The 25,069-nt window shown below is 63.6% G+C and carries 23 protein-coding genes; 13 read left to right on the forward strand and 10 right to left on the reverse strand.

All coding sequences use genetic code 11. From position 1 onward, the window contains the following. Nucleotides 1-17: 17 nt before the first annotated feature. Entirely contained in the window at nt 18-719 is a 702-nt protein-coding gene (locus ACVJGD_RS30030; protein WP_456637614.1) for an RluA family pseudouridine synthase, read from the reverse strand. Between the two features lie 48 nt (nt 720-767). Here ACVJGD_RS30030 and ftsY point away from each other — a divergent pair, with 48 nt between their 5' ends. Both ftsY and ACVJGD_RS30040 read left to right on the forward strand, forming a co-directional pair. Next, nucleotides 768-1,706, forward strand: coding sequence for a signal recognition particle-docking protein FtsY (ftsY, locus tag ACVJGD_RS30035; protein WP_456637615.1), 939 nt, complete (start codon nt 768-770; stop codon nt 1,704-1,706). Next, on the forward strand, nt 1,706-2,308 hold the full coding sequence (locus ACVJGD_RS30040; RefSeq protein WP_456637616.1) for a septation protein A: 603 nt from the start codon (nt 1,706-1,708) through the stop codon (nt 2,306-2,308). Before ftsY ends, ACVJGD_RS30040 begins: the two co-directional genes overlap by 1 nt. 127 nt (nt 2,309-2,435) lie before the next feature. Here ACVJGD_RS30040 and ACVJGD_RS30045 read toward each other — a convergent pair whose 3' ends face one another. The 5 genes from ACVJGD_RS30045 to ccmA form a co-directional block, all read right to left on the reverse strand. Next, on the reverse strand, nt 2,436-3,029 hold the full coding sequence (locus ACVJGD_RS30045) for a DsbE family thiol:disulfide interchange protein (RefSeq protein ID WP_456637617.1): 594 nt from the start codon (nt 3,027-3,029) through the stop codon (nt 2,436-2,438). Further along, nucleotides 3,029-3,208, reverse strand: coding sequence for a heme exporter protein CcmD (gene ccmD, locus ACVJGD_RS30050; RefSeq protein ID WP_456637618.1), 180 nt, complete (start codon nt 3,206-3,208; stop codon nt 3,029-3,031). The genes ACVJGD_RS30045 and ccmD overlap by 1 nt, the downstream gene beginning before the upstream one ends. Next, a complete protein-coding gene (locus ACVJGD_RS30055) occupies nt 3,208-3,939 on the reverse strand; it encodes a heme ABC transporter permease (protein WP_456637619.1) in 732 nt (243 codons plus the stop codon). The genes ccmD and ACVJGD_RS30055 overlap by 1 nt, the downstream gene beginning before the upstream one ends. Nucleotides 3,940-4,011: 72 nt before the next feature. Then, nucleotides 4,012-4,680 carry a heme exporter protein CcmB gene (ccmB, locus tag ACVJGD_RS30060; protein WP_456637620.1) on the reverse strand — a complete coding sequence of 223 codons (669 nt, stop codon included), beginning with the start codon at nt 4,678-4,680 and terminating at the stop codon, nt 4,012-4,014. Further along, on the reverse strand, nt 4,677-5,279 hold the full coding sequence (gene ccmA / locus ACVJGD_RS30065) for a heme ABC exporter ATP-binding protein CcmA (protein WP_456640419.1): 603 nt from the start codon (nt 5,277-5,279) through the stop codon (nt 4,677-4,679). The genes ccmB and ccmA overlap by 4 nt, the downstream gene beginning before the upstream one ends. 293 nt (nt 5,280-5,572) lie before the next feature. On the opposite strand from ccmA, the gene acnA reads away from it, so the two are divergent. The 3 genes from acnA (at nt 5,573) to ACVJGD_RS30080 (ending at nt 10,023) form a co-directional block, all read left to right on the forward strand. Beyond that, a complete protein-coding gene (acnA, locus tag ACVJGD_RS30070; RefSeq protein WP_456637621.1) occupies nt 5,573-8,293 on the forward strand; it encodes an aconitate hydratase AcnA in 2,721 nt (906 codons plus the stop codon). A gap of 164 nt (nt 8,294-8,457) precedes the next feature. Continuing rightward, nucleotides 8,458-9,216 carry a DUF1223 domain-containing protein gene (locus ACVJGD_RS30075; RefSeq protein WP_456637622.1) on the forward strand — a complete coding sequence of 253 codons (759 nt, stop codon included), beginning with the start codon at nt 8,458-8,460 and terminating at the stop codon, nt 9,214-9,216. Nucleotides 9,217-9,651: 435 nt separating this feature from the next. Beyond that, entirely contained in the window at nt 9,652-10,023 is a 372-nt protein-coding gene (locus ACVJGD_RS30080) for a DUF2794 domain-containing protein (protein ID WP_456637623.1), read from the forward strand. Nucleotides 10,024-10,074: 51 nt separating this feature from the next. Here ACVJGD_RS30080 and ACVJGD_RS30085 read toward each other — a convergent pair whose 3' ends face one another. The 4 genes from ACVJGD_RS30085 to ACVJGD_RS30100 form a co-directional block, all read right to left on the reverse strand. Then, entirely contained in the window at nt 10,075-10,620 is a 546-nt protein-coding gene (locus tag ACVJGD_RS30085; RefSeq protein WP_456637624.1) for an N-acetyltransferase family protein, read from the reverse strand. 206 nt (nt 10,621-10,826) lie between these two features. Further along, on the reverse strand, nt 10,827-11,618 hold the full coding sequence (locus ACVJGD_RS30090) for a Bax inhibitor-1/YccA family protein (protein WP_456637625.1): 792 nt from the start codon (nt 11,616-11,618) through the stop codon (nt 10,827-10,829). Nucleotides 11,619-11,857: 239 nt separating this feature from the next. Beyond that, nucleotides 11,858-14,428 carry an ABC transporter permease gene (locus tag ACVJGD_RS30095; protein ID WP_456637626.1) on the reverse strand — a complete coding sequence of 857 codons (2,571 nt, stop codon included), beginning with the start codon at nt 14,426-14,428 and terminating at the stop codon, nt 11,858-11,860. After that, nucleotides 14,425-15,144 (reverse strand): ABC transporter ATP-binding protein, encoded by a 720-nt coding sequence (locus ACVJGD_RS30100; protein ID WP_456637627.1) that lies wholly within the window; start codon nt 15,142-15,144, stop codon nt 14,425-14,427. Before ACVJGD_RS30100 ends, ACVJGD_RS30095 begins: the two co-directional genes overlap by 4 nt. A gap of 55 nt (nt 15,145-15,199) precedes the next feature. Between ACVJGD_RS30100 and ACVJGD_RS30105 the strand changes: the two genes are divergently transcribed. The 8 genes from ACVJGD_RS30105 to ACVJGD_RS30140 all read left to right on the forward strand — a co-directional run bounded on the left by ACVJGD_RS30105 (nt 15,200) and on the right by ACVJGD_RS30140 (nt 24,940). Continuing rightward, complete coding sequence (locus ACVJGD_RS30105; RefSeq protein WP_456640420.1) at nt 15,200-15,847, forward strand: arylesterase; 648 nt, start codon at nt 15,200-15,202, stop codon at nt 15,845-15,847. Nucleotides 15,848-16,023: 176 nt separating this feature from the next. Continuing rightward, nucleotides 16,024-16,560, forward strand: coding sequence for an RNA 2',3'-cyclic phosphodiesterase (gene thpR / locus ACVJGD_RS30110; RefSeq protein WP_456637628.1), 537 nt, complete (start codon nt 16,024-16,026; stop codon nt 16,558-16,560). 142 nt (nt 16,561-16,702) lie between these two features. After that, nucleotides 16,703-17,890, forward strand: a complete 1,188-nt coding sequence (zapE, locus tag ACVJGD_RS30115; protein WP_456637629.1) for a cell division protein ZapE — start codon at nt 16,703-16,705, stop codon at nt 17,888-17,890. A 200-nt stretch (nt 17,891-18,090) separates the two neighbouring features. Next, entirely contained in the window at nt 18,091-19,059 is a 969-nt protein-coding gene (mdh, locus tag ACVJGD_RS30120; protein ID WP_456637630.1) for a malate dehydrogenase, read from the forward strand. 129 nt (nt 19,060-19,188) lie between these two features. After that, nucleotides 19,189-20,385 (forward strand): ADP-forming succinate--CoA ligase subunit beta, encoded by a 1,197-nt coding sequence (gene sucC / locus ACVJGD_RS30125; RefSeq protein ID WP_456637631.1) that lies wholly within the window; start codon nt 19,189-19,191, stop codon nt 20,383-20,385. A 2-nt stretch (nt 20,386-20,387) separates the two neighbouring features. After that, entirely contained in the window at nt 20,388-20,867 is a 480-nt protein-coding gene (locus ACVJGD_RS30130) for a DUF1579 family protein (RefSeq protein WP_456637632.1), read from the forward strand. Nucleotides 20,868-20,960: 93 nt separating this feature from the next. Next, the gene (gene sucD, locus ACVJGD_RS30135) at nt 20,961-21,845 is read left to right on the forward strand and encodes a succinate--CoA ligase subunit alpha (RefSeq protein WP_225705289.1); all 885 of its coding nucleotides are present in this window, start codon (nt 20,961-20,963) and stop codon (nt 21,843-21,845) included. 137 nt (nt 21,846-21,982) lie between these two features. Then, the gene (locus ACVJGD_RS30140; protein WP_456637633.1) at nt 21,983-24,940 is read left to right on the forward strand and encodes a 2-oxoglutarate dehydrogenase E1 component; all 2,958 of its coding nucleotides are present in this window, start codon (nt 21,983-21,985) and stop codon (nt 24,938-24,940) included. The last annotated feature ends 129 nt before the right edge of the window (nt 24,941-25,069 follow it).

Here is a 25,069-nt window from a genome sequence, read left to right on the forward strand (position 1 = left end):
GGCGGCGTGTGGGGTGGCTACTCCCCATTCCACCCGCATGCCCGCAGCCGCTCATGCATGTGCTCGGGCGCAGGCGCCGTCACGCGCACTGGATCCTTGTTCTTCGAGATCGGAATCACCAGCTCGCGCGAGTGCAGGTGCAGGCGTGGTTCGCCGAAGCGCGGGCCGTTGCCGTAGATGTTGTCGCCGACGATCGGCCAGCCCATGGCGGAAGCGTGCACGCGCAATTGATGGGTGCGGCCGGTGACCGGTTCCATCGCAAGCCAGGCGAGACCATCACCGCGGCCGAGCACCTTCCAGTTCGTCACGGCTTTTTGACCGTCCGGGTCCGGCTTCTGCCACCAGCCGCGCTCGGCGTTCTTGCGGCCGAGCGAAAGCTCGATCGTTCCTTGCTCTTCGGCAGGTCCGCCCTCGACCACGGCCCAATATGTCTTTGATATCTTGCCGTGCTTGAACAACAGGCCGAGTGAGGCGGTCGCCTTGCGATGTCGCCCAAGGACGAGGCAGCCCGATGTGTCGCGGTCCAGCCGATGGGCGAGCACCGGCGGCCGCGGCAGGCCGAAACGCAGCGCGTCGAACGAGGCTTCCAGGTTGGGGCCGCCTTTGGGGCCGCGATGCACAGGAATCCCCGCCGGTTTGTCGATCACCAGCATCAGGCCGTCGCGATGGAGCACGCGGGCCTCAATTTCCGCCGGCGTCAATTGTGGAACATCGTTCACGCGTCGAGACTTTCGTTTGCGGGGCGAAACGGCTAACACACCCTTGCCATGAACGATACCACTGCACCCAAACTGAGCTGGTGGAAGCGGCTCTCCAACGGGCTGAAGCGGACCTCGAGTTCGATCGGCGCCGCCGTTGCCGGCCTCGTCACCAAGCGCAAGCTCGACCGCGCCATGCTCGATGATATCGAGGATGTGCTGCTGCGCGCCGATCTCGGTACCGACGTTGCAGTACGCATCGCGGATGCCGTCGGCGCCGGACGCTACGACAAGGAGATCTCGGCCGACGAGGTCAAGGCCGTGGTCGCAACCGAGGTCGAGAAAGTGCTGGCGCCTGTCGCCAGGCCGCTCGAGATCGATGCGGCGAAAAAGCCATTTGTCATCCTCGTGGTCGGGGTCAACGGCTCCGGCAAGACCACGACCATCGGCAAGCTCGCGGCGAAGTTTTCCGCCGAAGGCCGCAAGGTGATGCTGGCCGCCGGCGACACCTTCCGTGCCGCTGCGATCGAGCAGCTCAAGATCTGGGGCGAACGGACGAAATCGCCAGTCATCGCGGGCGCGCAGGGTTCGGATTCCGCAAGTCTCGCCTTCAATGCGCTGAGCGCGGCCAAGGAGCAAAAGCTCGACGTGCTGCTGATCGATACCGCCGGCCGGCTGCAGAACAAGGCCGAACTGATGAACGAGCTCGAGAAGGTCGTGCGCGTGATCCGGAAGGTCGATGCCACCGCGCCGCATGCGGTACTCCTGGTCCTTGATGCCACGGTGGGACAAAATGCGCTGTCGCAGGTCGAGGCCTTTCACCGTACTGCTGGCGTCACCGGCCTCGTGATGACGAAGCTCGACGGCACCGCGCGGGGCGGCATTCTGGTGGCGCTATCGGAGAAGCACAAATTGCCGGTGCATTTCATCGGCGTCGGTGAAGGTGTCGATGATCTCGCCCCATTCACCGCGCGCGATTTTGCCAGGGCAATCGCAGGGATCGAGTAATGGACAAGAAAGTACCGCATCCTCTGTTCAAGCTTGCCACCGAGCTTGGCCCGCTGCTCGTCTTCTTCTTCGTCAATGCCAAGTCTAACCTGTTCGTCGCCACCGGCGTATTCATGGTGGCCGTGGTGGTCGCGATCATTGCGGCTTACGTGGTGACGCGGCATGTGCCCCTGATGGCGATCGTTACGGCGGTGGTCGTCGTCGTGTTCGGCACGCTGACGCTGATCCTGCATGATGAGACCTTCATCAAGATGAAGCCGACCATCGTCTACACGCTGTTCGCCGCGATTCTCGGCGGCGGCCTCTTGTTCGGCCGTTCCTTTATCGCGATCATGTTCGATCAGATGTTCAACCTCACCCCGCACGGCTGGCGCATTCTCACCTTTCGTTGGGCGTTGTGGTTCCTGGCGATGGCCGTGGTGAACGAGATCATCTGGCGCACCCAGAGCACCGACTTCTGGGTTATCTTCAAGGTATTCGGCATGGTGCCGCTGACGATGCTGTTTGCCGTCACACAGATGCCGCTGATCAAGCGCTATCAGCTCGAGCCGGTTTCGCTGGAGCGGAGCGAGGCGGAAGCGGGGGACGTGAGCAAGGGGTGAACTCCTTCTCGTTCTCGTCATTCCGGGGCGTGCGGAGCACGAGCCCGGAATCCATCGGGCCGCGAGCGCAAGTGGTAGAATGGATTCCGGGCTCACGCTACGCGTGCCCCGGAATGACTGAGGGAAACTACGTTCCGGCTTTCAGCGCCTTCTCGATCTCGACCTTGAGCACGCTGTCGAGATTCTGCGGCGTCACCGGTCCGACCAGCTTGTAGACGATGGTGCCCTCGCGGCCGACGATGAAGGTCTCGGGCACGCCATAGACACCCCACTCGATCGAGGCACGGCCGTTGGCGTCGACGCCGACGATGCCGAAGGGATTGCCGTAGCGGCCAAGGAAGCGGCGGGCGTTGTCGGGCGCATCCTTGTAGTTGATGCCGACGAGCTGCAGCCGGTTGTCCTTGGCGAGCTCGGTCAGGAGTGGCGCTTCGTCATGGCATGGCACGCACCACGACGCCCAGACATTGACGATACTGACCTTGCCCTTGAAGGCGGCGGGATCGAGCCCGGGCACCTGGGTGCCATCCCTGACCAGCCCTTCGAGCGCGGGCAGCGCGGTCTGCGGCGCCGGCCGGCCGATCAGCGCCGATGGAATCTTCGAGGGATCGCCGCCATAGAGCCGCAGCAGGAACAGTGCCGCGAGGGCAGCAAAGACCACCAGCGGCAGCGCCACCAGCCAGCGCCGGCTTCTCGGCGGGGTTTCGGCAATCGGTTCGCTCATCAGATTTCCGCCGCGCCGCGCCCGGAGCGCCTGACGATGCCGCTGGCCTCGAGCTCGCGCAGCCGCGCCGTCTGTTGGCGATAGTCGAGCATGATCCAGACGATCAGCAGCACCACCACGGCTGCCACCAGCCCGTAGGATGTCACAATAAAAGAGCTGTAGGGGCCGAGCGCTTCCATCACGCCGCCTTTTGATTGGCCTGCATCATCTGCAGGCTGCGCACCCTGCGGCGCAGGATTTCGTTCCGCATCGCCGCTAAGTGCAGCGTGATGAACAGCAGCGAGAATGCGATCGCCATCACCAGGAGCGGAATCAGGAAAGCTTTATCCAGCGTCGGTCCGCCCATCCGGATCACGGATGCGGGCTGGTGCAGCGTGTTCCACCAGTCGACCGAGAATTTGATGATCGGAATGTTGATCGCGCCGACCAGCGTCAGCACGGCGGCCGCGCGCGCCGCGCGCGAGGGATCCTCCACCGCGCGCCACAACGCGATCAGGCCGAGATACATCAAGAACAGGATCAGCACGGACGTGAGCCGCGCGTCCCATTCCCAATAGGTGCCCCACATCGGCCGGCCCCAGAGCGAGCCGGTGACGAGGGCAAGGAACGTGAAGGCGGCGCCGATGGGCGCGGCCGACTTGGCCGCGACGTCGGCGAGCGGATGTCGCCATACCAACGTGCCGAGTGAGGCGATGCTCATGATGCCCCAGACGAACATCGACAGCCACGCATTCGGCACGTGGATGAACATGATCTTCACCGTCGCGCCCTGCTGGTAGTCGTCCGGTGCCATGGCGGACTGGTAGAGCCCGATCAGGAGCAGGATCGCGGTCGCGCCGGCAAGCCACGGCAGCACGCGCGCGGTCAGCGCGAGGAATCTCGTGGGGTTGGCGAGGTCGATCAGGCTCATGGCTTTCTCTGATAGTCGCGGCCGGCGTCGCAGGCAATTGGCCCAAAACCTCTCGTGAAGAGTTGATTGACCTCAATCCAGTCCATGCCGCAGGCTGGCGGCTGCGGCAAAAGGCCCGACCACGAAACTCACCAGCGACAGCGCGCACAAGATCGAGAACGGGGTTCCGAACGATAGCGGGCCCACAATCGCGGCTTGCGAGGCCGCGACGCCGAAAATAAGCACCGGAATCGACAGCGGCAGCACCAGTACGGCCAGGAGAAGGCCGCCGCGGTGCAGCGCGACGGCAAGCGCAGCCCCGATCATGCCGGTAAAGGTGAGCGCCGGTGTTCCCGCCAACAGCGTCAGTGCCACCGCCAAGGTTGCCGTGCCATCCAGATTGAGCAACAGCCCAAGCACCGGCGTCGCCACGATCAGCGGCAGTCCGGCGGCAAGCCAATGCGCCAGCGCCTTCGCCGCGCAGGCGAGTTCCAGCGGCGTCCGGCTCATGACGATGAGATCGAGCGAGCCGTCCTCATGGTCAGCCATGAACAGCCGGTCGAGGGTCAGAAGGCTCGCGAGCAGCGCGCCGAGCCAGAGGATCGCGGGTCCCAGCCGCGCAAGCAGCGCCAGATCCGGCCCGACCGCGAACGGCATCAGCACGGTGACGGTGAGGAAGAACAGCACGCCGATCAGCGCGCCGCCGCCGACGCGGAGCGCGATCTTGATGTCGCGTCGAATCAGCGCAGCAAGCGCGGTCATGAGGTGGCCCCCATCCGCATTTCCCTGACGTCGATGCCGAGCGGGGCGTGGGTGGCGGCGATCACGATGCCGCCGCGCGCCAGATGACCGCGCATCAAGCCCACGAAAAGCTCCTGGCCCTTGCTGTCGAGCGCCGAGGTCGGCTCATCCAGAAGCCAGACCGGACGTCGTACAACCAAAAGCCGCGCGATCGACAGCCGTCGGCGCTGGCCGGCGGAGAGATAGGCGGCGGGCAGATGCGTTGCGTGGTCGAGACCGACCGAGGCGAGGCATTGGCCGGCGTTGTCCGCTTCGCCGCCGAGAAAATCCCGCCAGAAGGAAAGATTTTCGAGCACGCTCAAGGCCGGCTTCAGCGCGTCGCGATGGCCGAGATAGTGGGCCTGCTCGGCAACCGTGAGCTCGGCTTCGCCGCCCTCGAGCGTGATCGATCCGTCCGACGGCACCAGCAGGCCGGCGATCACGCGCAACAGCGACGTCTTGCCCGATCCGTTAGGGCCGGTGACGGCGAGGGTCTCTCCGGAGGACGCCGCAAAGCCTAATCCGGCAAACACTTCGCGGCCGCCCCGCACGCATCGCAAGTCTTTTCCCGAGAGCCGCATCATGCCCCGTCAACGCCCTCCAGATCTGTTCGAGCATGATCTCCGCGCAAACGCTCCGCGTTGTCGCGGCAAAAACCTTTCCGGATCATGCTCAAAAAAATCTTTCGCTAGCCGTTGAGAATTTTTGGGTGGCGCAACGCTGTCGCGTGCTTGTCGGTGTGGCGGCGCTTCTAGAAAGATTCTATAAGCCCCGGAACTTGATGCAGCACACCATCGGCCCCCGCAAGCCGGTCGCCGCTGCCGGTATAAAAATACCCTTGCCGGGTATAACGGAATAAGTGGGATTTCCTCGCATGACCTCGCTCGACAGCTTCAAATGCCGCAAGACCCTGAAGGTCGGTGGCAAGACCTACGTCTATTACAGCCTGCCCACGGCAGAGAAGAACGGTCTGAAGGGCATTTCGAAGCTGCCATACTCGATGAAGGTGCTGCTTGAAAACCTCCTGCGCAACGAGGACGGCCGCACCGTCAAGAAGGACGACATCGTCGCGGTCAGCAAATGGCTGAGGAAGCGCAAGCTCGAGCATGAAATCGCGTTCCGCCCCGCGCGCGTGCTGATGCAGGATTTCACCGGCGTTCCCGCCGTGGTCGATCTCGCGGCGATGCGCAACGCGATGCAGAATCTCGGCGGCGATGCGGAGAAGATCAACCCGCTGGTGCCGGTCGACCTCGTCATCGACCACTCCGTGATCGTCAACTTCTTCGGCGACAACAAGGCCTTCGCCAAGAACGTGGTCGAGGAATACAAGCAGAATCAGGAGCGCTACGAGTTCCTGAAATGGGGGCAGAAGGCCTTCTCCAATTTCTCCGTGGTGCCGCCCGGCACCGGCATCTGCCACCAGGTCAATCTCGAATATCTGGCCCAGACGGTGTGGACCAGGAAGGAGAAGATGACGGTCGGCAAGAAGACCGGCACCTTCGAGGTCGCCTATCCCGATTCGCTGGTCGGCACTGATTCGCACACCACCATGGTCAACGGCCTTGCCGTGCTCGGCTGGGGCGTCGGCGGCATCGAGGCGGAAGCCTGCATGCTCGGCCAGCCCTTGTCGATGCTGCTGCCCGAAGTGGTCGGCTTCAAACTGAAGGGCCAGCTCAAGGAGGGCGTCACCGCAACCGATCTGGTGCTGACCGTGACGCAGATGCTGCGCAAGCAGGGCGTGGTCGGTAAGTTCGTCGAGTTTTTCGGCCCCGGCCTCGACTATCTCTCGGTCGCGGACAAGGCGACGATCGGCAACATGGCGCCGGAATATGGCGCGACCTGTGGCTTCTTCCCGGTGGATGCCGCGACCATCGATTACCTCAAGACGTCCGGCCGCAAGGCGGACCGCGTCGCCCTCGTCGCTTCCTACGCCAAGGCGCAGGGCCTGTTCCGCACGGCGAAATCGACTGATCCGGTTTTCACGGAAACGTTGACGCTCGATCTCAAGGACGTCGTGCCGTCGATGGCCGGACCGAAGCGTCCCGAAGGCCGCGTTGCGTTGCCGACGGTCGCGACCGGTTTCGCGACCGCGCTGACCAGCGAATACAAGAAGGCGGACGATGCGGCGAAGCGCTATCCGGTCGATGGCCGCAATTTCGATCTCGGCCATGGCGACGTCGTGATCGCGGCGATCACCTCCTGCACCAACACCTCAAACCCGAGCGTGCTGATCGGCGCCGGCCTGCTGGCGCGCAATGCGGTTGCCAAGGGCCTCAAGGCGAAGCCCTGGGTGAAGACCTCGCTCGCGCCGGGCAGCCAGGTGGTGGCGGAATATCTCGCGAATTCCGGCCTGCAGGCCGATCTCGACAAGGTCGGTTTCAACCTGGTCGGCTTCGGCTGCACCACCTGCATCGGCAATTCCGGCCCGCTGCCGGAAGAGATTTCGAAGTCGATCAACGACAACGGCATCGTCGCCGCCGCCGTACTGTCGGGCAACCGCAACTTCGAAGGCCGCGTCAGCCCCGACGTGCAGGCGAACTATCTCGCCTCGCCGCCGCTGGTCGTGGCGCATGCGCTGGCGGGCACCGTGACCAAGGATCTGGCGGTCGAGCCGATCGGCGAGGGCAAGGACGGCAAGCCGGTCTACCTGAAGGACATCTGGCCGACCGCGAAGGAAATCAACGCCTTCATGAAGAAGTTCGTGACCGCGTCGATCTTCAAGAAGAAATACGCTGACGTGTTCAAGGGCGACACCAACTGGCGCAAGATCAAGACGGTCGAGAGCGAAACCTATCGCTGGAACATGAGCTCGACCTATGTGCAGAACCCGCCCTATTTCGAGGGCATGAAGAAGGAGCCCGAGCCGATCACCGACATCGTCGAGGCGCGGATCCTCGCCATGTTCGGCGACAAGATCACGACCGACCACATCTCGCCGGCCGGCTCGATCAAGCTGACTTCGCCCGCCGGCAAGTTCCTGAGCGAGCATCAGGTGCGGCCGGCCGACTTCAACCAGTACGGCACGCGGCGCGGCAACCATGAAGTCATGATGCGCGGCACCTTTGCCAACATCCGCATCAAGAACTTCATGCTCAAGGGCGCCGACGGCAACATTCCGGAGGGCGGAAACACCAAGCACTGGCCCGACGGCGAGCAGATGTCGATCTACGATGCCGCGATGAAGTACCAGGCGGAAGGCGTGCCGCTGGTGGTGTTTGCCGGCGCCGAGTACGGCAACGGCTCCTCGCGCGACTGGGCCGCCAAGGGCACCCGACTGCTCGGGGTTCGCGCGGTGATCTGCCAGAGCTTCGAGCGCATCCATCGCTCCAACCTGGTGGGCATGGGTGTGCTTCCACTCACCTTCGAGCCGGGCACGTCCTGGCAGTCGCTCGGCATCAAGGGCGACGAGAAGGTCACGATTCGTGGCTTGCAGGGCGATTTGAAGCCGCGGCAGATGCTGACGGCGGACGTCACGTCCAGCGATGGTTCAGTGCAGCATGTCCCGCTGCTTTGCCGGATCGATACGCTCGATGAGCTCGATTACTATCGCAACGGCGGCATCCTGCACTACGTGCTGCGCAAACTCGCGGCGTAACGCGGATTTGTGATCAGTGCCTCACTGCTACGTGAATGGCTAGAGAAATGCGGGCGGCCTATGAAAAAGGCCGCTTTCGCACGTCAGGGGCATGCATACTCTCCAGGATCGTCTCTCATGCCCCGTACAAGTACGGATGGAAATCATCACGATCGGTTCTCACTATGTCAGCGATGATGGCCTATAATCGTCTTTCGCTTTGGTCCGGTGCGCTCAGTGTTTGCGCCATTATCGCGATCATCCGACCCGCTCACGCCGATCCGCGTGCGGTGGTCGAGCTCTTCACCTCGCAAGGTTGTTCGTCCTGCCCGCCCGCCGACAAGATCATCGGCGAGCTCGCCAAGGACCCGAATGTCATCGCGCTCAGCATGCCGATCGATTACTGGGATTATCTCGGCTGGAAGGACACGCTGGCCGATTCGCGCTTCAGCGCGCGCCAGAAGGCCTATTCGCATGTGCGCGGCGACCGCGACGTCTATACGCCGCAAGTCATCGTCAATGGATCGGCAAAGGTGATCGGCAGCGACCGCGTCGGCATCGAGACGGCGATCAAGGATACCGCGACCGAGGGCGTGATGTCGGTGCCGGTGACGATGTCGCTGTCCGGCAAGCAGATCAATGTCTCGGTGGCGGCGAGCAGCGCGCCGCGCGTCCGCCATGGCGAAGTCTGGATCTGCTCGATCTCCAAGGCGGTGCCGATCTCGATCGGGCGCGGCGAGAATCGCGGCCGCGAAATCACCTACCACAACGTGGTGCGTAATCTCCTGAAGGTCGGCGACTGGAATGGCAGCGCGGGAAGCTGGACCGTGCCGATCGAGAACATCTCGCGCGAGGGCGTCGATGCCGCCGTTGTCTATGTTCAGGACGGCAATCGCGACAAGCCGGGCCCGATGCTCGGCGCAGCCATGACGCCGCTGCACTAAAGCTCGAGCCCAAATCCACTTTCGTCATCGCGGGGCACGACCTCGCGAATCGCGCTCCATCACCTCTAATCGGATTCACGCTGAGCGCGCGATGCGCCGGCCGGCTTGGAGAGATGGAACCCCAAAAAAGAAAAGGACCAACTCTCGTTGGCCCAGTCAAAAGGGAGTTAACTCCCCTGCGAACAGGCCCGATCCCGACGGCCCCGGGGGGCTGGGGGCTGAGGAATCCGGAACCGAAAGGACCGGGCCAACGCAGGATTTCCTTCTCGCAGGGCAGCGGGGCGGGCGATGGGCGGAAGTGGGGCAGCAATAAGATTCTTTCTAACGATCCTGTGACTCTGGAAAATCTTCCCATACGTCGCGTGGCAAGCCATGAACCCTTGCGGCGCTGGCCGGTTAGCGCAATCATGTCAGGTGGATGACAGGAGGCGCTTGATGATATCGATATCGGAGGACACCGATCCAAGCGGGCTTCGCGCGGCGGCGCGGCCCGCCGTTACCAGCCCGCTACAGAACCGCGTCACGTTCAATCGTCTCGAACTCAATCGCATCCTCAATCTCTATGGCCGCATGGTCGCCGATGGCGAATGGCGTGACTACGCCATCGACTTCCTGAAGGAGCGCGCCGTGTTCTCGGTGTTTCGCCGCTCCTCCGAAGTCCCGATCTATCGCATCGAGAAGGACCCGCGGCTTGCCCGCAAGCAGGGCATGTACAGCGTGATCTCGGCGACCGGCCTGATCCTGCGCCGCGGCCATGAACTGGAGCGCGTGCTGCTCGTGATCGACCGCAAGCTGGCAGTGGTGTAGCGCCGGCATCTTCGTGGTCCGGATTGCGCTGCGCTCTATCCGGCTACGGATCTAACGCCGTCCCGGATCTTCGGTCGGCACCGTGGTCGCGCCGTCGCCGAGCGCGCGCTGCATCATCACCGTGTCGAGCCAGCGGCCGAACTTGAGCCCGACGCTGGGGTGGGTTCCGATCAGCGTGAAACCGGTTTTGACGTGAACGCCGATCGAGCCGGCATTAGCGGAATCGCCGATCACCGCAATCATCTGACGGTAGCCGCGCGCCTCGCATTCGGCGATCAGCTGCTGCATCAGTTGCAGGCCGATGCCGCGGCGGTGGATCGAGGGATCCAGATAGATCGAATTCTCCACCGTGAAGCGATAGGCCGGACGCGGGCGGTAGGCGCCGGCGTAGGCGTAGCCTACCACACGACCCTCGAGGACGCCGACGAGATAGGGGAAACCGCCGTCCGTCAGCACCCTGTATCGTCGTGTCATCTCCGCAAGATCGGGCGGAATGAGCTCGAACGTCGCCGTGCCGAAGCGCACGGCCTGCTCGTAGATCGCGGTGACGGCGGGAAGGTCGGCCTCGGTGGCGGGCCTGATCTCTGTGGCGGACATGTGGCGAGGATAACAGCAGGTTTAACGGGAGCAACGCTCTCATTGTCCGTCATGGCCGGGCTTGACCCGGCCATCCACGCCTTTCTCGCCAATGGTTACAAAGCACGTGGATGCCCGGGACGAGCCCGCGCATGACGGAGGAGGGGCACAAACGAAAAGCCCCGGCGGTAAGGCCGGGGCTTTTATCTTGGTTCTACCGGAGGCGCTTAGTCGCGCTGTCCGAGGAGCTGCAGGAGCAGCGTGAACAGGTTGATGAAGTTCAGGTAGAGCGAGAGTGCGCCGGTGATCGCCGCACGCTCGGCTATCGCGCCACCCTGCGAGGCGTAGCCGTAGATGTAGTCGTTCTTCAGCCGCTGGGTGTCCCAGGCGGTGAGGCCCGCGAACACCAGCACGCCGACCACCGAAACGATGAACTGCAGCGCCGAGCTCGCCAGGAACAGGTTGACCAGGCTCGCGATGATGATGCCGATCAGGCCCATGAACAGGAACGAGCCCATGCCGCTCATGTCACGCTTGGTGGTGTAGCCGTAGAGGCTGAGCGCACCGAAGGTCGCCGCGGTGATGAAGAACACCCGCACAATCGAGGTATGCGTGTACACCAGGAAGATCGACGACAGCGACAGGCCCATCAGCGCCGAGAATACCCAGAACAGGAGCTGGGCAGTCGCGGGCTGCAGCCGGTTGATGCCGGCCGAGATTACGAACACCATCACCAGCGGCGCGAGGATGAACAGCCACTTCAGCGGGCTGACAAACATCGCATAGCCGAACTGCGTCAGATAGGCGCTGCCAAACTTCGCGACGGCTGCGGACGGATCTCCCGTCACCGCCGCCATATAGACGCCAAGCGCTGCGAGGCCCGTGATCGCCAGGCCGATGGTCATGTAGTTGTAGATGCGCAGCATGTAGGCGCGCAGACCGGCGTCGACCGTCGCAGTGTCAATGCGACCGGCTACCCGGCCGAAGGGAGAAGCATAGTTACGGTCTAGGTCCGACATTGTCGAATTCCCGTGGTTGTTCCGGTCGCAAGGGATTTGCGGCGCCGGGTGTAAATCTATCTCAGATAGCGCGGCCTGCGGACATTAAAATCCGTGTCATCAAACCGTCCATCCGACCCAAGCTGTATGTGGGAAACTAACACAACCGCCGCAACCTTCCACGCGCGGCTGAATGTCGCTCTGGCCCTTGTTTCAAGGCAAAACCGGCATTAACCGGGCTCGTTCCCCGCTTCAAATTGTCACAAATTCCGCAACACTGCGGCAGGCTTCTGGTTCAAGGCGAGCAGCGTGCCGGCCAGCCCGAGCCCGACCGTGACGATCAGGGCCGCGACCACCACCGCCGCGGCGCTGCCGGCTTGCCAGACGAAACTCAGCGTCATCAGGCGGGTGACGATCAGCCAGGCGGCGATCGAACCGGCAAACACGCCGAACAGCGCGGTGGCAAAGCCGATCATCAGGTATTCGAGCGCATAGGCGCCCAAGAGGCGGGCACGGGTGGCGCCGAGCGTCTTCAGGATCACCGCATCGTAAACGCGGTGGCGGTGGCCGGCGGCGAGCGCGCCGCCCAACACCAGGATGGCCGAGATCAGCGTCACCGCGCTGGCGCCGCGGATCGCCAGCACGAGATTGGTGACGACACCGCCGATGGTCTCCAGCGCCTCGCGGACCCGGACGCTGGTCACCATCGGGAAAGCGTCGGCGACTTGCCTGATGATGCGGGCGTCGTCGGAAGGGGACGGATGCGCCTCCATCAAGGTCGCGACATGGCTGTGCGGGGCGCCCTTGAAGGCGTTCGGTGAAAACACCAGCACGAAATTGATCCCGAGCCCCTGCCAGTCGATGTTGCGGAGATTGGCGATCTTCGCCGCAATGTCGCGGCCGAGCACGTTGACAACGATCTCATCGCCGATTTTGAGTTTCAGCCCGTCGGCGATCTTCTTTTCCATCGAGACCAGCGGCGGGCCATGATAGTCGGCGCCCCACCATTCGCCCTCGACGATCTTCGAGCCTTTGGGAACTTCCCCGGTGTAAGTCAGGCCGCGGTCGCTCTGCAGCACCCATTCGGCGTCGAGCGATGGCTTCAGCTCGTCCGCCTTGACGCCGCGGGCGGCGACGATGCGTCCGCGCAGCATCGGCACATCCTCGACCGTGCCGTCCGGCGTGGTCTGCTTGAGAAAGGCGCTGAACCGGTCGGCCTCGGTGGAAGGGATATCAATGAAGAAGAACGAGGGGGCGCGGTCGGGCAAGGCTGCGAGGAACTGTTGGCGCAGATTGCCGTCGATCTGGGTGATGGTGACGAGCACCGCCAGTCCAAGGCCGAGTGAAAGCACCACCGATGGCGTCAGCGCGCCGGGCCGGTGGATGTTGGCGACCGCCAGCCGCACCATGGTGATGCGACTACGCGGCAGACGCCGCGCCAGCGCCATCAAGCCAGCAGCGATCAAGCGCAACAGCACGAAGACTGCGATGGAGGAGGCGACGAAGACGGCGGCGATGCGCTTGTCGTAGGAAAGTCCGATCGCAACCGCGATCAGCAGCGCGATCACCGCGGCCATCAGCGCAAGATAGCTCCAGCGCGGCCGGTGCCATTCGCTCGCCACGGTATCGCGGAACAGCGCCGCCACCGGCACGTCGTGCACCCGGCCGAGCGGCCACAGGCCGAACGCCAGCGCGGTCAGGAGACCGTAGACGAACGACAATGCGAGTTCATCGGGATGCAGCGCCGGGATCACCGGCAGCGGCAGCAGCTTCCCGAACACGCCGACGATGACGAATGGCAGCGCCGCGCCGAGCGCAAGCCCGATCACCGAGCCGATGGTGGCGAGCACGATCACCTGGGTCAGATAGATCGTGAAGACGTCGCGGCCGGTGGCGCCGAGCGCCTTAAAGGAAGCAATGACGTCGCGCCGGCGGTCGATGTGGCTCTTGACGGCGTTGGCGACGCCGACACCGCCGACCAGGAGCGCGGCGAGGCCGACCAGGGTCAGGAACTGGGTGAAGCGGTTGATGTTGCGTTCGAGCTGCGGCGAGGCATTGTCGCGGCTGCGGATCTCCCAGCCGGCTTCGGGCAGCGCATCGCGCGTGCCATCGATGAACGTGGTGGTCGCGCGGTCGTCATTGGCATTGGCCGGCAGCTTCACGCGGTAGATCCAGCGCACCAGGCTGCCGGGCTGCAGCAACCCGGTTGCACGCAGGCCCGCCTCGCTGACGAGGAAGCGGGGGCCAAGGCCGACGCCGCCAACGAGCTTGTCGGGCTCGGCCTCGATCACGCTGCGGATCTGGAACGTCGCGCCGCCGATGGTGACGTCGTCGCCGAGCTTCAGGTCAAGCCGCGCCAGCAAGGTCGAATCGACGCCGGCGCCGAACACGCCATTGCGCTCGGCGAGGAGGTCGGGGACCGGCATCTTCGGATTGAGCGTCAGTTCGCCGAGCAGGGGATAAGACCCGTCGACGGCCTTGATCTCGACCAGGGCCAGCGCGCCCGCCGGATTGCGCGCCATTGCGCGCAGCGTTGCCGCGACTGAGACGTCGCCATGCGTGCGCAGGAACGCGATTTCGGCCGGCTTGGCCTCGCGCTGCATCAGGGAAAAGCTGACGTCGCCGCCAAGCAGCGTCCGGCCCTCGCGCGTCAGCCCTTCGCTCAGGCTCGCCGCCACCGAACCGACGCCGGCGATGGCCATCACGCCGAGTGCGATGCAGGCGATGAAGACATAGAAACCGCGCAGGCCGCCGCGCAACTCGCGCAGCGCATAGCGCAGTGCGAGCGACGGTGCGCGGCTTGTCGTGGCAGCCTCGACAGCGATGCTCATGTTGGGGACCGTCCGTCGATTCGTCCCGATCGCAGCCGCACCACGCGGTCGCAGCGCTGCGCCAGCGAACTGTCGTGGGTGACCAGCACCAGCGTCATGCCGCGCTCGGCATGCTTGGTGAACAAGAGGTCGACGATCTGCTTTCCCGTTGCCTCATCGAGATTGCCGGTCGGCTCGTCCGCGACCAGGATCGCGGGGTCCGGCGCCAGCGCCCGCGCGAGCGCCACGCGCTGCTGTTCGCCGCCGGAGAGCTGAGTCGGATAGTGGTGCAGCCGATGGCCGAGACCGACCGAGGTCAGTTCCGCAGCGGCGCGTTCGGCGGCGTTGGGATTGCCGGCGAGTTCGAGCGGCACCGCGACATTTTCCAGCGCCGTCATGGTGGGGATCAGGTGGAAGGACTGAAAGACGATGCCAACCTGGCGGCCGCGGAAACGCGCCAGCGCGTCCTCATCCAGCGTATTGAACGGCGTGCCGTTGACCACCACCTCACCGCTGTCAGGACGTTCCAATCCCGCCATCACCATCAACAGTGTCGACTTGCCTGAGCCTGACGGCCCGATCAGTCCGATCGCTTCGCCCGATGCCACACGAAGGCTGATATCTTTCAGGATATGAACGCGGGCCGCACCGCTGCCGAGCGAGAGGTTGACGTTGGAAATGGAAATGGTGTCCGGCGTGACGCCGGAAAGCGAAGAGGGTTCGATGAGACTGTCCATGGCTCGGTCATATGGCACTTCCGCCGCGCGGGTCGAGGGCCGGATTGCGACCTTCGTGCACTTAACTGTGTTGATTGTGGCCTTGATGACGGCGGCTTCGGCGTACGCCCAGGGACAATCGGCAGGGGCGGTCAAACCGGTCAAGATGGTGGTGCTGGGTGACTCCTTGAGCGCCGGGCTTGGCCTTCCGGCCAATGCCGCGTTCCCCGCGAAGCTACAAAAGGCCTTGGAAACCAAGGGGATAAAGGTCGATATGATCAATGCCGGGGTGTCCGGCGACACCGCCTCCGGCGGCCGCGAGCGGCTCGACTGGTCGGTGCCCGAGGGAACCGAGGCCGTCATCCTCGAGCTCGGCGCCAACGATGCGCTGCGCGGTACCGATCCCGCGGTGACCCGCGCCGCTCTCTCCGACATTCTGTCGCGGCTGAAGGCGCGCGGAGTAGCGGTGCTCATCTGCGGCATGGTTGCGCCGCCCAACTACGGCAGCGACTATGCGGCGCGCTTCAATGCGATCTATCCGGAGCTTTCGAAATCCTTCGGCGTGCCGCTCTACCCGTTCTTTCTTGAAGGCGTCGCAGCCGACGCCAAGCTCAACCAGGCCGACGGCATGCATCCGACCGCCGACGGCATCGACATCATCGTAAAAAATATCCTGCCCACGGTGGAGGCATTTGTTGGCACGATCCCTGGGCAGCGGAGTTGAAAAACAGGCAGCGGACAAGCCTGGCTTGTGGTTTCCCCGTAGGTTTACGAGCTGTTAATGTCGCGCGCTTCGCAGAGTCATATAAGTCCGCTAGAAATAATCACCGGTGATTCGCTGCCGGGCTTGCTCTCAGCGAGGGCTCTTCGAGCTCAAGCTACCGCATCGAGGATCTTGCGATGCCGCGTCTGTTCACTGGACTGGAAATCCCGGCCGAGATCGGCCAGACCCTCTCCAGCTTGCGTGGCGGCCTTCCTGGCGCCCGCTGGATCGATCCCGAAAACTACCACGTCACCTTGCGCTTCATCGGCGATATCGACGGCGTCTCGGCCAACGAGATCGCGTCGATGCTGCTGCGGATCAACCGCAAGCCGTTCGAGGTCAAGCTGCAGGGGCTATCGAGTTTCGGCGGACGCAAGCCGCGTGCGGTGGTTGCCTCCGTCGAGCCGAGCAAGCCGTTGATCGAGCTTCAGGCGGAGCTTGAGCGGCTGATGCAGCGGATCGGGCTCGATCCGGAAGGCCGCAAATTCACGCCGCATGTCACGCTGGCGCGGCTGCATGATGCCTCCAGTCAGGACGTGGCCGACTATCTGTCGGTGCGCGGCTACTTCCCCAGCCGTACCTTCCTGGCGTCGCGCTTCGTGCTGTTCTCCTCGCGCGCCTCCACCGGCGGTGGACCCTATGTGATCGAGGATTCCTACGCGCTGAGCGCGTGAACGCCTCCCGCTTCCGGCCAGAGCGCGAATGGCGAGATAGGATGTGGGCCAATCGCCGGGGCATGACCGCCGTTAGAATTTGTCATAGCCCCAGCCCGATTCACGGCTTGCAATTTTCCGTCCCATAGGGCCGTAAGGAGGCATGCTCTCCACTTCGCCGAGTTCCTTCCGCACGCATTATCAGGCTCTCGTTGACTCCGGGGCGATCGAGGCCGATCCGGAACAGGCCCGTGCCGCTGACGCCTTTGGTGTGCTCGATGACCGCCTTGCCAGCTACAAGCCCTCGCGCAAGCAGGGCTTGCTCGGTCGGCTGTTCGGCGGCGACAAGAACGAACCGCCGCGCGGGCTGTACGTCCATGGCGAGGTCGGCCGCGGCAAGACCATGCTGATGGACCTGTTCTTCCAGCAGTGTCCGATCGAGCACAAGCGCCGCGCCCATTTTCACGAGTTCATGGCCGAAGCGCATGAGCGAATCTACGGCTATCGGCAACAGATCGCGCGCGGCGAGATCGCCGATACCGACGTGATCGCGCTCACCGCGCAGGCGATCTTCGATGAAGCCTGGCTGCTCTGCTTCGACGAATTCCATGTCACCGACATCGCGGATGCGATGATCCTGGGGCGGCTGTTCGCGAAACTGTTCGAGCTCGGCACCGTCGTGGTCGCGACCTCCAACGTCGCGCCGGAAGATCTCTACAAAGGCGGCCTCAACCGCGCGCTGTTTTTGCCCTTCATCGCGCAGATCTCCGAGCACATGGACGTGCTGCGGCTCGATGCGCGCACTGATTTCCGTCTGGAAAAACTTGCCGGCGCGAAGATGTGGCTGGTGCCTGTCGATGAGGAGGCGGAGGCTGCGCTGAATACGGCCTGGGCCAGGATGACCGGCAAGGCGCCCTGCAAGCCGCGCGATATTCCGATCAAGGGACGCATCCTGCACGTGCCCTGCTCGTCGCATGGCGTCGCGCGTTTCAGTTTTGCCGAGATTTGCGAGAAGCCGCTGGCGGCCTCCGATTATCTGAGGCTCGCGCACGATTATCACACCATTCTGATCGATCGGATCCCGATCATGGATCTGGCCGATCGGAACGCCGCGAAGCGTTTCATCTCGCTGATTGATACGCTCTATGACAATGCCGTGAAGCTGATGGCGTCCGCCGAAGCCAACCCGGTGTCGCTTTACCTTGCGACCGAAGGCGTCGAGGCCAACGAGTTCAAGCGCACGTCCTCGCGCCTGATCGAAATGAGCTCCGCTTCCTATCTCGCGCTTCCGCACGGGAAGCGGAAGGATTCCGCGGCCAGCGGCTCGAGCACGGGGCTGGTGGAAACTTAAGGCCAACGACGTCTTCGTCGCTCCGGGATTCGCGCTGACGCGCGCCCCGGAATGACGGGCAGCGCTGGTATGCCTGTGATCGGGATGCGGAGCCGGCCCGACAATTGGGCATGGCCGCGACTTGAACGGATCATTCGAAAGGGATAACCAGCGATCCAGTCTGCTATCCCTCCACTTTGTGCTCAAAGGACAGATTTCCCATGGCGCGCGACAAGATTGCTTTGATTGGCTCCGGCCAGATCGGCGGAACGCTGGCTCACCTGATCGGCCTGAAAGAGCTTGGTGACGTCGTGCTGTTCGACATCGCCGAGGGCGTGCCACAGGGCAAGGCGCTCGACATCGCGCAGTCCTCGCCGGTCGACGGCTTCGATTCCAGTCTGGTCGGCGCCAATTCCTACGAGGCGCTCGATGGCGCCAAGGTCTGCATCGTCACCGCCGGCGTGCCGCGCAAGCCTGGCATGAGCCGCGATGATCTCTTGAGCATCAATCTGAAAGTGATGGAGCAGGTCGGCGCGGGCATCAAGAAGTATGCCCCCGATGCCTTCGTCATCTGCATCACCAACCCGCTCGACGCCATGGTCTGGGCGCTGCAGAAGGCCTCGAACCTGCCGAGCAAGAAGGTGGTCGGCATGGCCGGCGTGCTCGACTCCGCGCGCTTCCGCTATTTCCTCGCCGACGAGTTCAACGTCAGTGTTGAGGACGTCACCGCCTTCGTGCTTGGCGGCCATGGCGACACCATGGTGCCACTGGTGCGCTACTCCACCGTCGCCGGCATCCCGCTGCCGGATCTCGTCAAGATGGGTTGGACCTCGCAGGCGCGCATCGACGAGATCGTCGACCGCACCCGCAACGGCGGCGCCGAGATCGTCAACCTCCTCAAGACCGGCTCGGCGTTCTACGCGCCTGCGGCTTCCGCGATCGCGATGGCCGAGAGCTATCTGAAGGACAAGAAGCGCGTGCTGCCTTGCGCCGCCTATCTCAACGGCGAATACGGCGTGAAGGACATGTATGTCGGCGTGCCCGTGGTGATCGGCTCCAAGGGCGTCGAGCGCGTGGTCGAGATCGAGCTGGCCGGGAAGGACCGCGAGGCCTTCGACAAGTCGGTCGGCGCGGTGCAGGGTCTGGTTGACGCCTGCAAGAAGATCGCGCCCGATCTGCTCGGTCATTGATTTCGTTCAGTTTTCGGCCCCGATTGGGGCCGAAAGCGTTTCTGGGTTGCAGTTCTATTGGTATATGGTATGCCAACTACCAAGGTGAACTGGTCAAACTCGCCGTAGAGGGTTTTGGGGAGCGTCCCGATGAATATCCATGAGTATCAGGCCAAGGCATTGCTGCACGAATTTGGCGTGCCGATCTCGCGCGGCGTGCCCGTGCTGAAGCCTGAGGATGCCGAGGTAGCGGCCAAGACGCTTCCCGGCCCGATCTGGGTGGTGAAAAGCCAGATCCACGCCGGCGGCCGCGGCAAGGGGAAGTTCAAGGAGGCCTCCGCCGGCGACAAAGGCGGCGTGCGGATCGCCAAGTCGGTGGCTGAGGTTGCCGCGTTCGCCAAGCAGATGCTCGGCGCGACCTTGGTGACGGTTCAGACCGGCTCGCATGGCAAGCAGGTCAACCGCCTCTACATCGAGGAAGGCTCCGACATCGACAAGGAGTTCTATCTCTCGATCCTGGTCAACCGCGAGACCTCTGAAGTCTCGTTCGTGGTCTCGACCGAAGGCGGCGTCAACATCGAGGACGTCGCGCACTCCACGCCGGAAAAAATCGTCACCTTCTCGGTCGATCCGGCCACCGGCATCATGCCGCATCACGGTCGCACCGTCGCGAAGGCGCTGAATCTTTCCGGCGATCTCGCCAAGCAGGCGGAGAAGCTCGTGAGCCAGCTTTATGCTGCGTTCACCGCCAAGGACATGGCGATGCTCGAGATCAATCCGCTCGTCGTCACCAAGCAGGGACAACTGCGCGTGCTCGACGCCAAGGTGGCGTTCGACGACAATGCCCTTTTCCGCCATCCCGAGGTCGCGGCGCTGCGCGACGAGACCGAGGAGGATGCCAAGGAGATCGAGGCATCCAAACACGACCTCAACTATGTCGCGCTCGACGGCACCATCGGCTGCATGGTCAACGGCGCCGGGCTTGCCATGGCGACCATGGACATCATCAAGCTCTACGGCATGGAGCCCGCGAACTTCCTCGACGTCGGCGGCGGCGCCAGCGTCGAAAAAGTCGCCGCGGCGTTCAAGATCATCACCGCCGACCCCAATGTGAAGGGTATCCTGGTCAACATCTTCGGCGGTATCATGAAATGCGACGTGATCGCCACGGGCGTTGTCGCCGCGGTCAAGCAGGTCGGACTGAAGGTGCCGCTGGTGGTGCGGCTCGAGGGCACCAATGTCGAGCAGGGCAAGAAGATCATCAACGACAGTGGTCTCAATGTCGTGCCCGGCGATAATCTCGACGACGCCGCGCAGAAGATCGTGAAAGCCGTCAAGGGAGGCTAGCAATGGCCCAGGACCATCTTGCCGCACCGTCACCGCTTCCGGAGCACAAGAAGCTCGGGGTATTTGCGGGCGAATGGGCCGGCGAGGAGGTGGTCTATCCGTCGCGCTGGACCGCTGGTGGTCCTGCCACCTCGCACGTGGTGGCGCGCATCGGTCTCAACGGCTTCTACCTGATCCAGGACTCGCGTCAGACGCGCGACGGCCAGGAGATTTTCGCCACCCATGCCCTGTTCACCTATGACCGCGACGACCGGCTTTACAAATTGTTCTGGCACGATTCGCTCGGCTACTATCCTCCGTCGCCGGCGTCCGGCAGTTGGGTGGGCAAGACGCTGACGCTCGTGCGCGGCTCGCTGCGCGGCAATGCGCGCCACCTCTACGAAGTCGTCGACGACAACAGCTACACCATGAAGATCCAGTTCTCGCCCGACGCGGAAGGATGGGCCGACGTGCTCACCGGCGTGTATCGGCGTGTCCACTGAGCATGATCCGGAAAAGTGGGTACCAGTTTTCCGAGAAGGTCATGCTCAAACAAGTAAACCTGTCACCGGCGTTTCGCGAAAGCATCTGAAGACATGTCCATCCTGATCGACAAGAACACCAAGGTCATCTGCCAGGGTTTCACCGGCAAGAACGGCACCTTTCATTCGGAAGCGGCGATCGCTTACGGGACCAAGATGGTCGGCGGCACCTCGCCCGGCAAAGGCGGCTCGACCCATCTCGGCCTGCCGGTGTTCGACACGGTGCGCGAGGCGCGCGAGAAGACCGGCGCCGATGCGTCGGTGATCTATGTGCCGCCGCCGGGCGCGGCGGACGCGATCTGCGAGGCGATCGATGCGGAGATCCCGCTGATCGTTTGCATCACCGAAGGCATCCCGGTGCTGGACATGGTGCGTGTCAAGCGCTCGCTGTCGGGATCGAAGTCGCGGCTGATCGGGCCGAACTGCCCGGGCGTCATGACCGCCGGCGAATGCAAGATCGGCATCATGCCGGCCAACATCTTCCGGCCCGGCAGCGTCGGGATCGTTTCGCGCTCGGGCACGTTGACCTATGAGGCCGTGTTCCAGACCTCGCAGGAGGGGCTCGGCCAGACCACGGCCGTCGGCATCGGCGGCGACCCGGTCAAGGGCACCGAGTTCATCGATGTACTGGAAATGTTCCTGAAGGACGAGGCGACCAAGTCGATCATCATGATCGGCGAGATCGGCGGCTCGGCCGAGGAGGACGCCGCCCAGTTCATCAAGGACGAGGCCAAGCGGGGCCGCAAGAAGCCGATGGTCGGCTTTATCGCCGGCGTCACCGCCCCTCCCGGCCGCCGGATGGGCCATGCGGGCGCGATCATCTCCGGCGGCAAGGGTGACGCCGGTTCCAAGACCGCGGCCATGGAATCGGCCGGAATTACCGTTTCTCCGTCGCCTGCGCGGCTCGGGCACACCCTAGCCGAAAAATTGAAATCTTAATTCAGTCCTTGGTTCTTTTCGGCGCGAAGTTTAGGATTAAATAGGGTAAACCATCCTATCTCAGCCGGCCGGCCTTCCAGGCCGGCTGCCTGCGCCGTCACTTGCGCGCGCGAACCGAAAATCACCAGGACGCCATCATGTCTCGCCAGGACGCGAACGCCGCTTTTGCCCTTTCCTCCTTCTTGCAGGGCACCAACGCCACCTACATCGACGACCTCTACGCCCGTTACGAGCAGGACCCGGCATCGGTCGACACCGACTGGCAGGAATTCTTCAAGAGCCTGAAGGACACCCCCGCGGACGTCCAGAAGAACGCCGAAGGGCCGTCCTGGAGCCGTCCCAACTGGCCGGCGACGCCGCGCGACGAGCTGACCTCGGCGCTGGACGGCAACTGGGCGCAGGTCGAAAAGGCCGTCGGCAGCAAGATCGCCGCCAAGGCGCAGGCCAAGGGCGTCGACCTCTCGGTCGCCGACGTCAACCAGGCGACGCGGGATTCGGTCCGTGCGCTGATGCTGATCCGCGCCTACCGCATGCGCGGCCATTTCCACGCCAAGCTCGACCCGCTCGGCATCGAGGCGCCGCGCGACCGCGAAGAGCTCGATCCGCGCACCTACGGGTTCACGGAAGCCGATTTCGACCGCAAGATCTTCCTCGACCACGTGCTCAGCCTCGAATACGGCACGCTGCGCGAGATCGTCGCGATCTGCGAACGCACCTACTGCCAGACGCTCGGCGTCGAGTTCATGCATATCTCCAATGCCGCTCAGAAGGCGTGGATCCAGGAGCGCATCGAAGGTCCGGACAAGGAGATCAGCTTCACCCCTGAGGGTCGCCGTGCCATCCTCAACAAGCTGATCGAGGCCGAGGGCTTCGAGAAATTCTGTGACGTCAAGTTCACCGGCACCAAGCGCTTCGGCCTCGACGGTGGCGAGTCGCTGATCCCGGCGCTGGAGCAGATCATCAAGCGCGGCGGCAATCTCGGCGTGAAGGAGATCGTGGTCGGCATGCCGCATCGCGGCCGCCTCAACGTGCTGACCCAGGTGATGGCCAAGCCGCACCGCGCGCTGTTCCACGAATTCAAGGGCGGTTCGGCCAATCCGGACGCCGTCGAAGGTTCCGGCGACGTCAAGTATCATTTGGGCGCATCATCTGACCGCGAGTTCGACGGCAACAGCATCCATCTGTCACTGACCGCAAACCCTTCGCATCTCGAGATCGTCGACCCAGTGGTGCTCGGCAAGGTGCGCGCCAAGCAGGACCAGCATGGCGACCCGCCCGACATGCGCATCTCGGTGCTGCCACTGCTGATGCACGGCGACGCGGCGTTTGCCGGACAGGGCGTGGTGGCGGAATGCTTCAGCCTGTCCGACCTGAAGGGTTATCGGACCGGCGGCTCGCTGCACTTCATCGTCAACAACCAGATCGGCTTCACCACCTATCCGCGCTACTCGCGCTCCTCGCCCTACCCGTCCGACGTGGCGAAGATGATCGACGCACCGATCTTCCATGTGAACGGCGATGATCCGGAAGCGGTGGTGTTCGCGGCCAAGGTCGCGATCGAGTTCCGGCAGAAATTCCACAAGCCCGTGGTCATCGACATGTTCTGCTACCGCAGGCATGGCCATAACGAGGGCGACGAGCCGGCTTTCACCCAGCCGGTGATGTACAAGAAGATCGCGTCGCATCCGTCTACGCTGGAGATCTATGCCAAGCGGCTGATCGCCGAAGGCGTCATCACCGAAGGCGAGGTCGAGAAGGCCAAGGCCGACTGGCGCGCCCGGCTCGATGCCGAGTTCGAGGCCGGCGCCAGCTACAAGCCGAACAAGGCCGACTGGCTCGACGGCAAATGGGCCGGCTTCAAGATCGCCGACCAGGAAGAGGATGCGCGACGCGGTGTCACCGGCGTCGACGTCGCCGTGCTCAAGGACATCGGCCGCAAGATCACCAAGGTGCCGGATGGCTTCCGCGTGCACCGGACCATCCAGCGCTTCCTCGACAACCGCGCGAAAGCAATCGACAGCGGTGTCGGCATCGACTGGGCGACCGGCGAGGCGCTGGCGTTCTGCTCGCTGCTGGAGGAAGGCCACCACGTCCGCCTGTCCGGCCAGGATTCCGAGCGCGGCACCTTCTCGCAGCGCCACTCGGTGCTGATCGACCAGGAGGACGAGAGCCGCTACACGCCGTTCAATCATCTCGGCGTCGACCAGGGACATTACGAGGTCATCAACTCGCTATTGTCGGAAGAAGCGGTGCTCGGCTTCGAATACGGCTATTCGCTCGCCGAGCCGAATGCGCTGGCGATCTGGGAAGCGCAGTTCGGCGATTTCGCCAACGGCGCCCAAGTGGTGTTCGACCAGTTCATCTCGTCGGGTGAGCGCAAGTGGCTGCGCATGTCCGGCCTCGTCTGCATGCTGCCGCACGGCTATGAAGGCCAGGGACCCGAGCATTCCTCGGCCCGTCTCGAGCGCTATCTGCAGATGTGCGCCGAGGACAACATGCAGGTGGTCTATCCGACCACGCCGGCCAACTATTTCCACGTGCTGCGGCGGCAGCTACACCGCGAGATCCGCAAGCCGTTGATCATGATGACGCCGAAGTCGCTGCTGCGGCACAAGCGCGCCGTCTCGCGGCTCGAGGAACTGGCCAAGGGTACGACCTTCCATCGCATCCTCTACGATGACGCCCAGATGCAGGCCGACGAGAAGATCAAGCTGCAGCCGGACGCCAAGATCCGCCGCGTCATCCTGTGCTCGGGCAAGGTCTATTACGACCTCTACGAGGAGCGCGAGAAGCGTGGCATCGACGACATCTATCTGCTGCGCATCGAGCAGCTCTACCCGGTGCCGCTGAAGGCCTTGGTGCAGGAGCTTGGCCGCTTCAAGGGCGCCGAGGTGGTGTGGTGCCAGGAAGAGCCGCGCAACATGGGCGCGTGGCACTTCATCGAGCCCTATCTCGAGTGGGTGCTTAACCAGATCCACGCGCCGAACCGGCGTCCGCGTTACGCCGGCCGTGCGGCGGCAGCGGCGACCGCCACCGGGCTGATGTCGAAGCATCTCGCTCAGCTCAAGGCGCTGCTGGACGATGCGTTGAACTAACATTCAATTCGTCATGCCCCGCCTTCGCGGGGCATCCAGTAACCCGCGCCGCCGGTGCTTGATTGCAGCGGCCATGGGGTACTGGATCCTCCGTCCCCGTGCGCAATTGCGCACAAGGCAGAGGATGAC

Source organism: Bradyrhizobium sp. USDA 10063 (assembly GCF_054063735.1).

Coding starts and splice junctions, on each gene's coding strand:
- ftsY (WP_456637615.1), top strand. CDS start 768: ATGAACGATACCACTGCACCCAAACTGAGCTGGTGGAAGCGGCTCTCC.
- ACVJGD_RS30040 (WP_456637616.1), top strand. CDS start 1,706: ATGGACAAGAAAGTACCGCATCCTCTGTTCAAGCTTGCCACCGAGCTT.
- ACVJGD_RS30045 (WP_456637617.1), bottom strand. CDS start 3,029: ATGAGCGAACCGATTGCCGAAACCCCGCCGAGAAGCCGGCGCTGGCTG.
- ccmD (WP_456637618.1), bottom strand. CDS start 3,208: ATGGAAGCGCTCGGCCCCTACAGCTCTTTTATTGTGACATCCTACGGG.
- ACVJGD_RS30055 (WP_456637619.1), bottom strand. CDS start 3,939: ATGAGCCTGATCGACCTCGCCAACCCCACGAGATTCCTCGCGCTGACC.
- ccmB (WP_456637620.1), bottom strand. CDS start 4,680: ATGACCGCGCTTGCTGCGCTGATTCGACGCGACATCAAGATCGCGCTC.
- ccmA (WP_456640419.1), bottom strand. CDS start 5,279: ATGCGGCTCTCGGGAAAAGACTTGCGATGCGTGCGGGGCGGCCGCGAA.
- acnA (WP_456637621.1), top strand. CDS start 5,573: ATGACCTCGCTCGACAGCTTCAAATGCCGCAAGACCCTGAAGGTCGGT.
- ACVJGD_RS30075 (WP_456637622.1), top strand. CDS start 8,458: ATGTCAGCGATGATGGCCTATAATCGTCTTTCGCTTTGGTCCGGTGCG.
- ACVJGD_RS30080 (WP_456637623.1), top strand. CDS start 9,652: ATGATATCGATATCGGAGGACACCGATCCAAGCGGGCTTCGCGCGGCG.
- ACVJGD_RS30085 (WP_456637624.1), bottom strand. CDS start 10,620: ATGTCCGCCACAGAGATCAGGCCCGCCACCGAGGCCGACCTTCCCGCC.
- ACVJGD_RS30090 (WP_456637625.1), bottom strand. CDS start 11,618: ATGTCGGACCTAGACCGTAACTATGCTTCTCCCTTCGGCCGGGTAGCC.
- ACVJGD_RS30095 (WP_456637626.1), bottom strand. CDS start 14,428: ATGAGCATCGCTGTCGAGGCTGCCACGACAAGCCGCGCACCGTCGCTC.
- ACVJGD_RS30100 (WP_456637627.1), bottom strand. CDS start 15,144: ATGGACAGTCTCATCGAACCCTCTTCGCTTTCCGGCGTCACGCCGGAC.
- thpR (WP_456637628.1), top strand. CDS start 16,024: ATGCCGCGTCTGTTCACTGGACTGGAAATCCCGGCCGAGATCGGCCAG.
- zapE (WP_456637629.1), top strand. CDS start 16,703: ATGCTCTCCACTTCGCCGAGTTCCTTCCGCACGCATTATCAGGCTCTC.
- mdh (WP_456637630.1), top strand. CDS start 18,091: ATGGCGCGCGACAAGATTGCTTTGATTGGCTCCGGCCAGATCGGCGGA.
- sucC (WP_456637631.1), top strand. CDS start 19,189: ATGAATATCCATGAGTATCAGGCCAAGGCATTGCTGCACGAATTTGGC.
- ACVJGD_RS30130 (WP_456637632.1), top strand. CDS start 20,388: ATGGCCCAGGACCATCTTGCCGCACCGTCACCGCTTCCGGAGCACAAG.
- sucD (WP_225705289.1), top strand. CDS start 20,961: ATGTCCATCCTGATCGACAAGAACACCAAGGTCATCTGCCAGGGTTTC.
- ACVJGD_RS30140 (WP_456637633.1), top strand. CDS start 21,983: ATGTCTCGCCAGGACGCGAACGCCGCTTTTGCCCTTTCCTCCTTCTTG.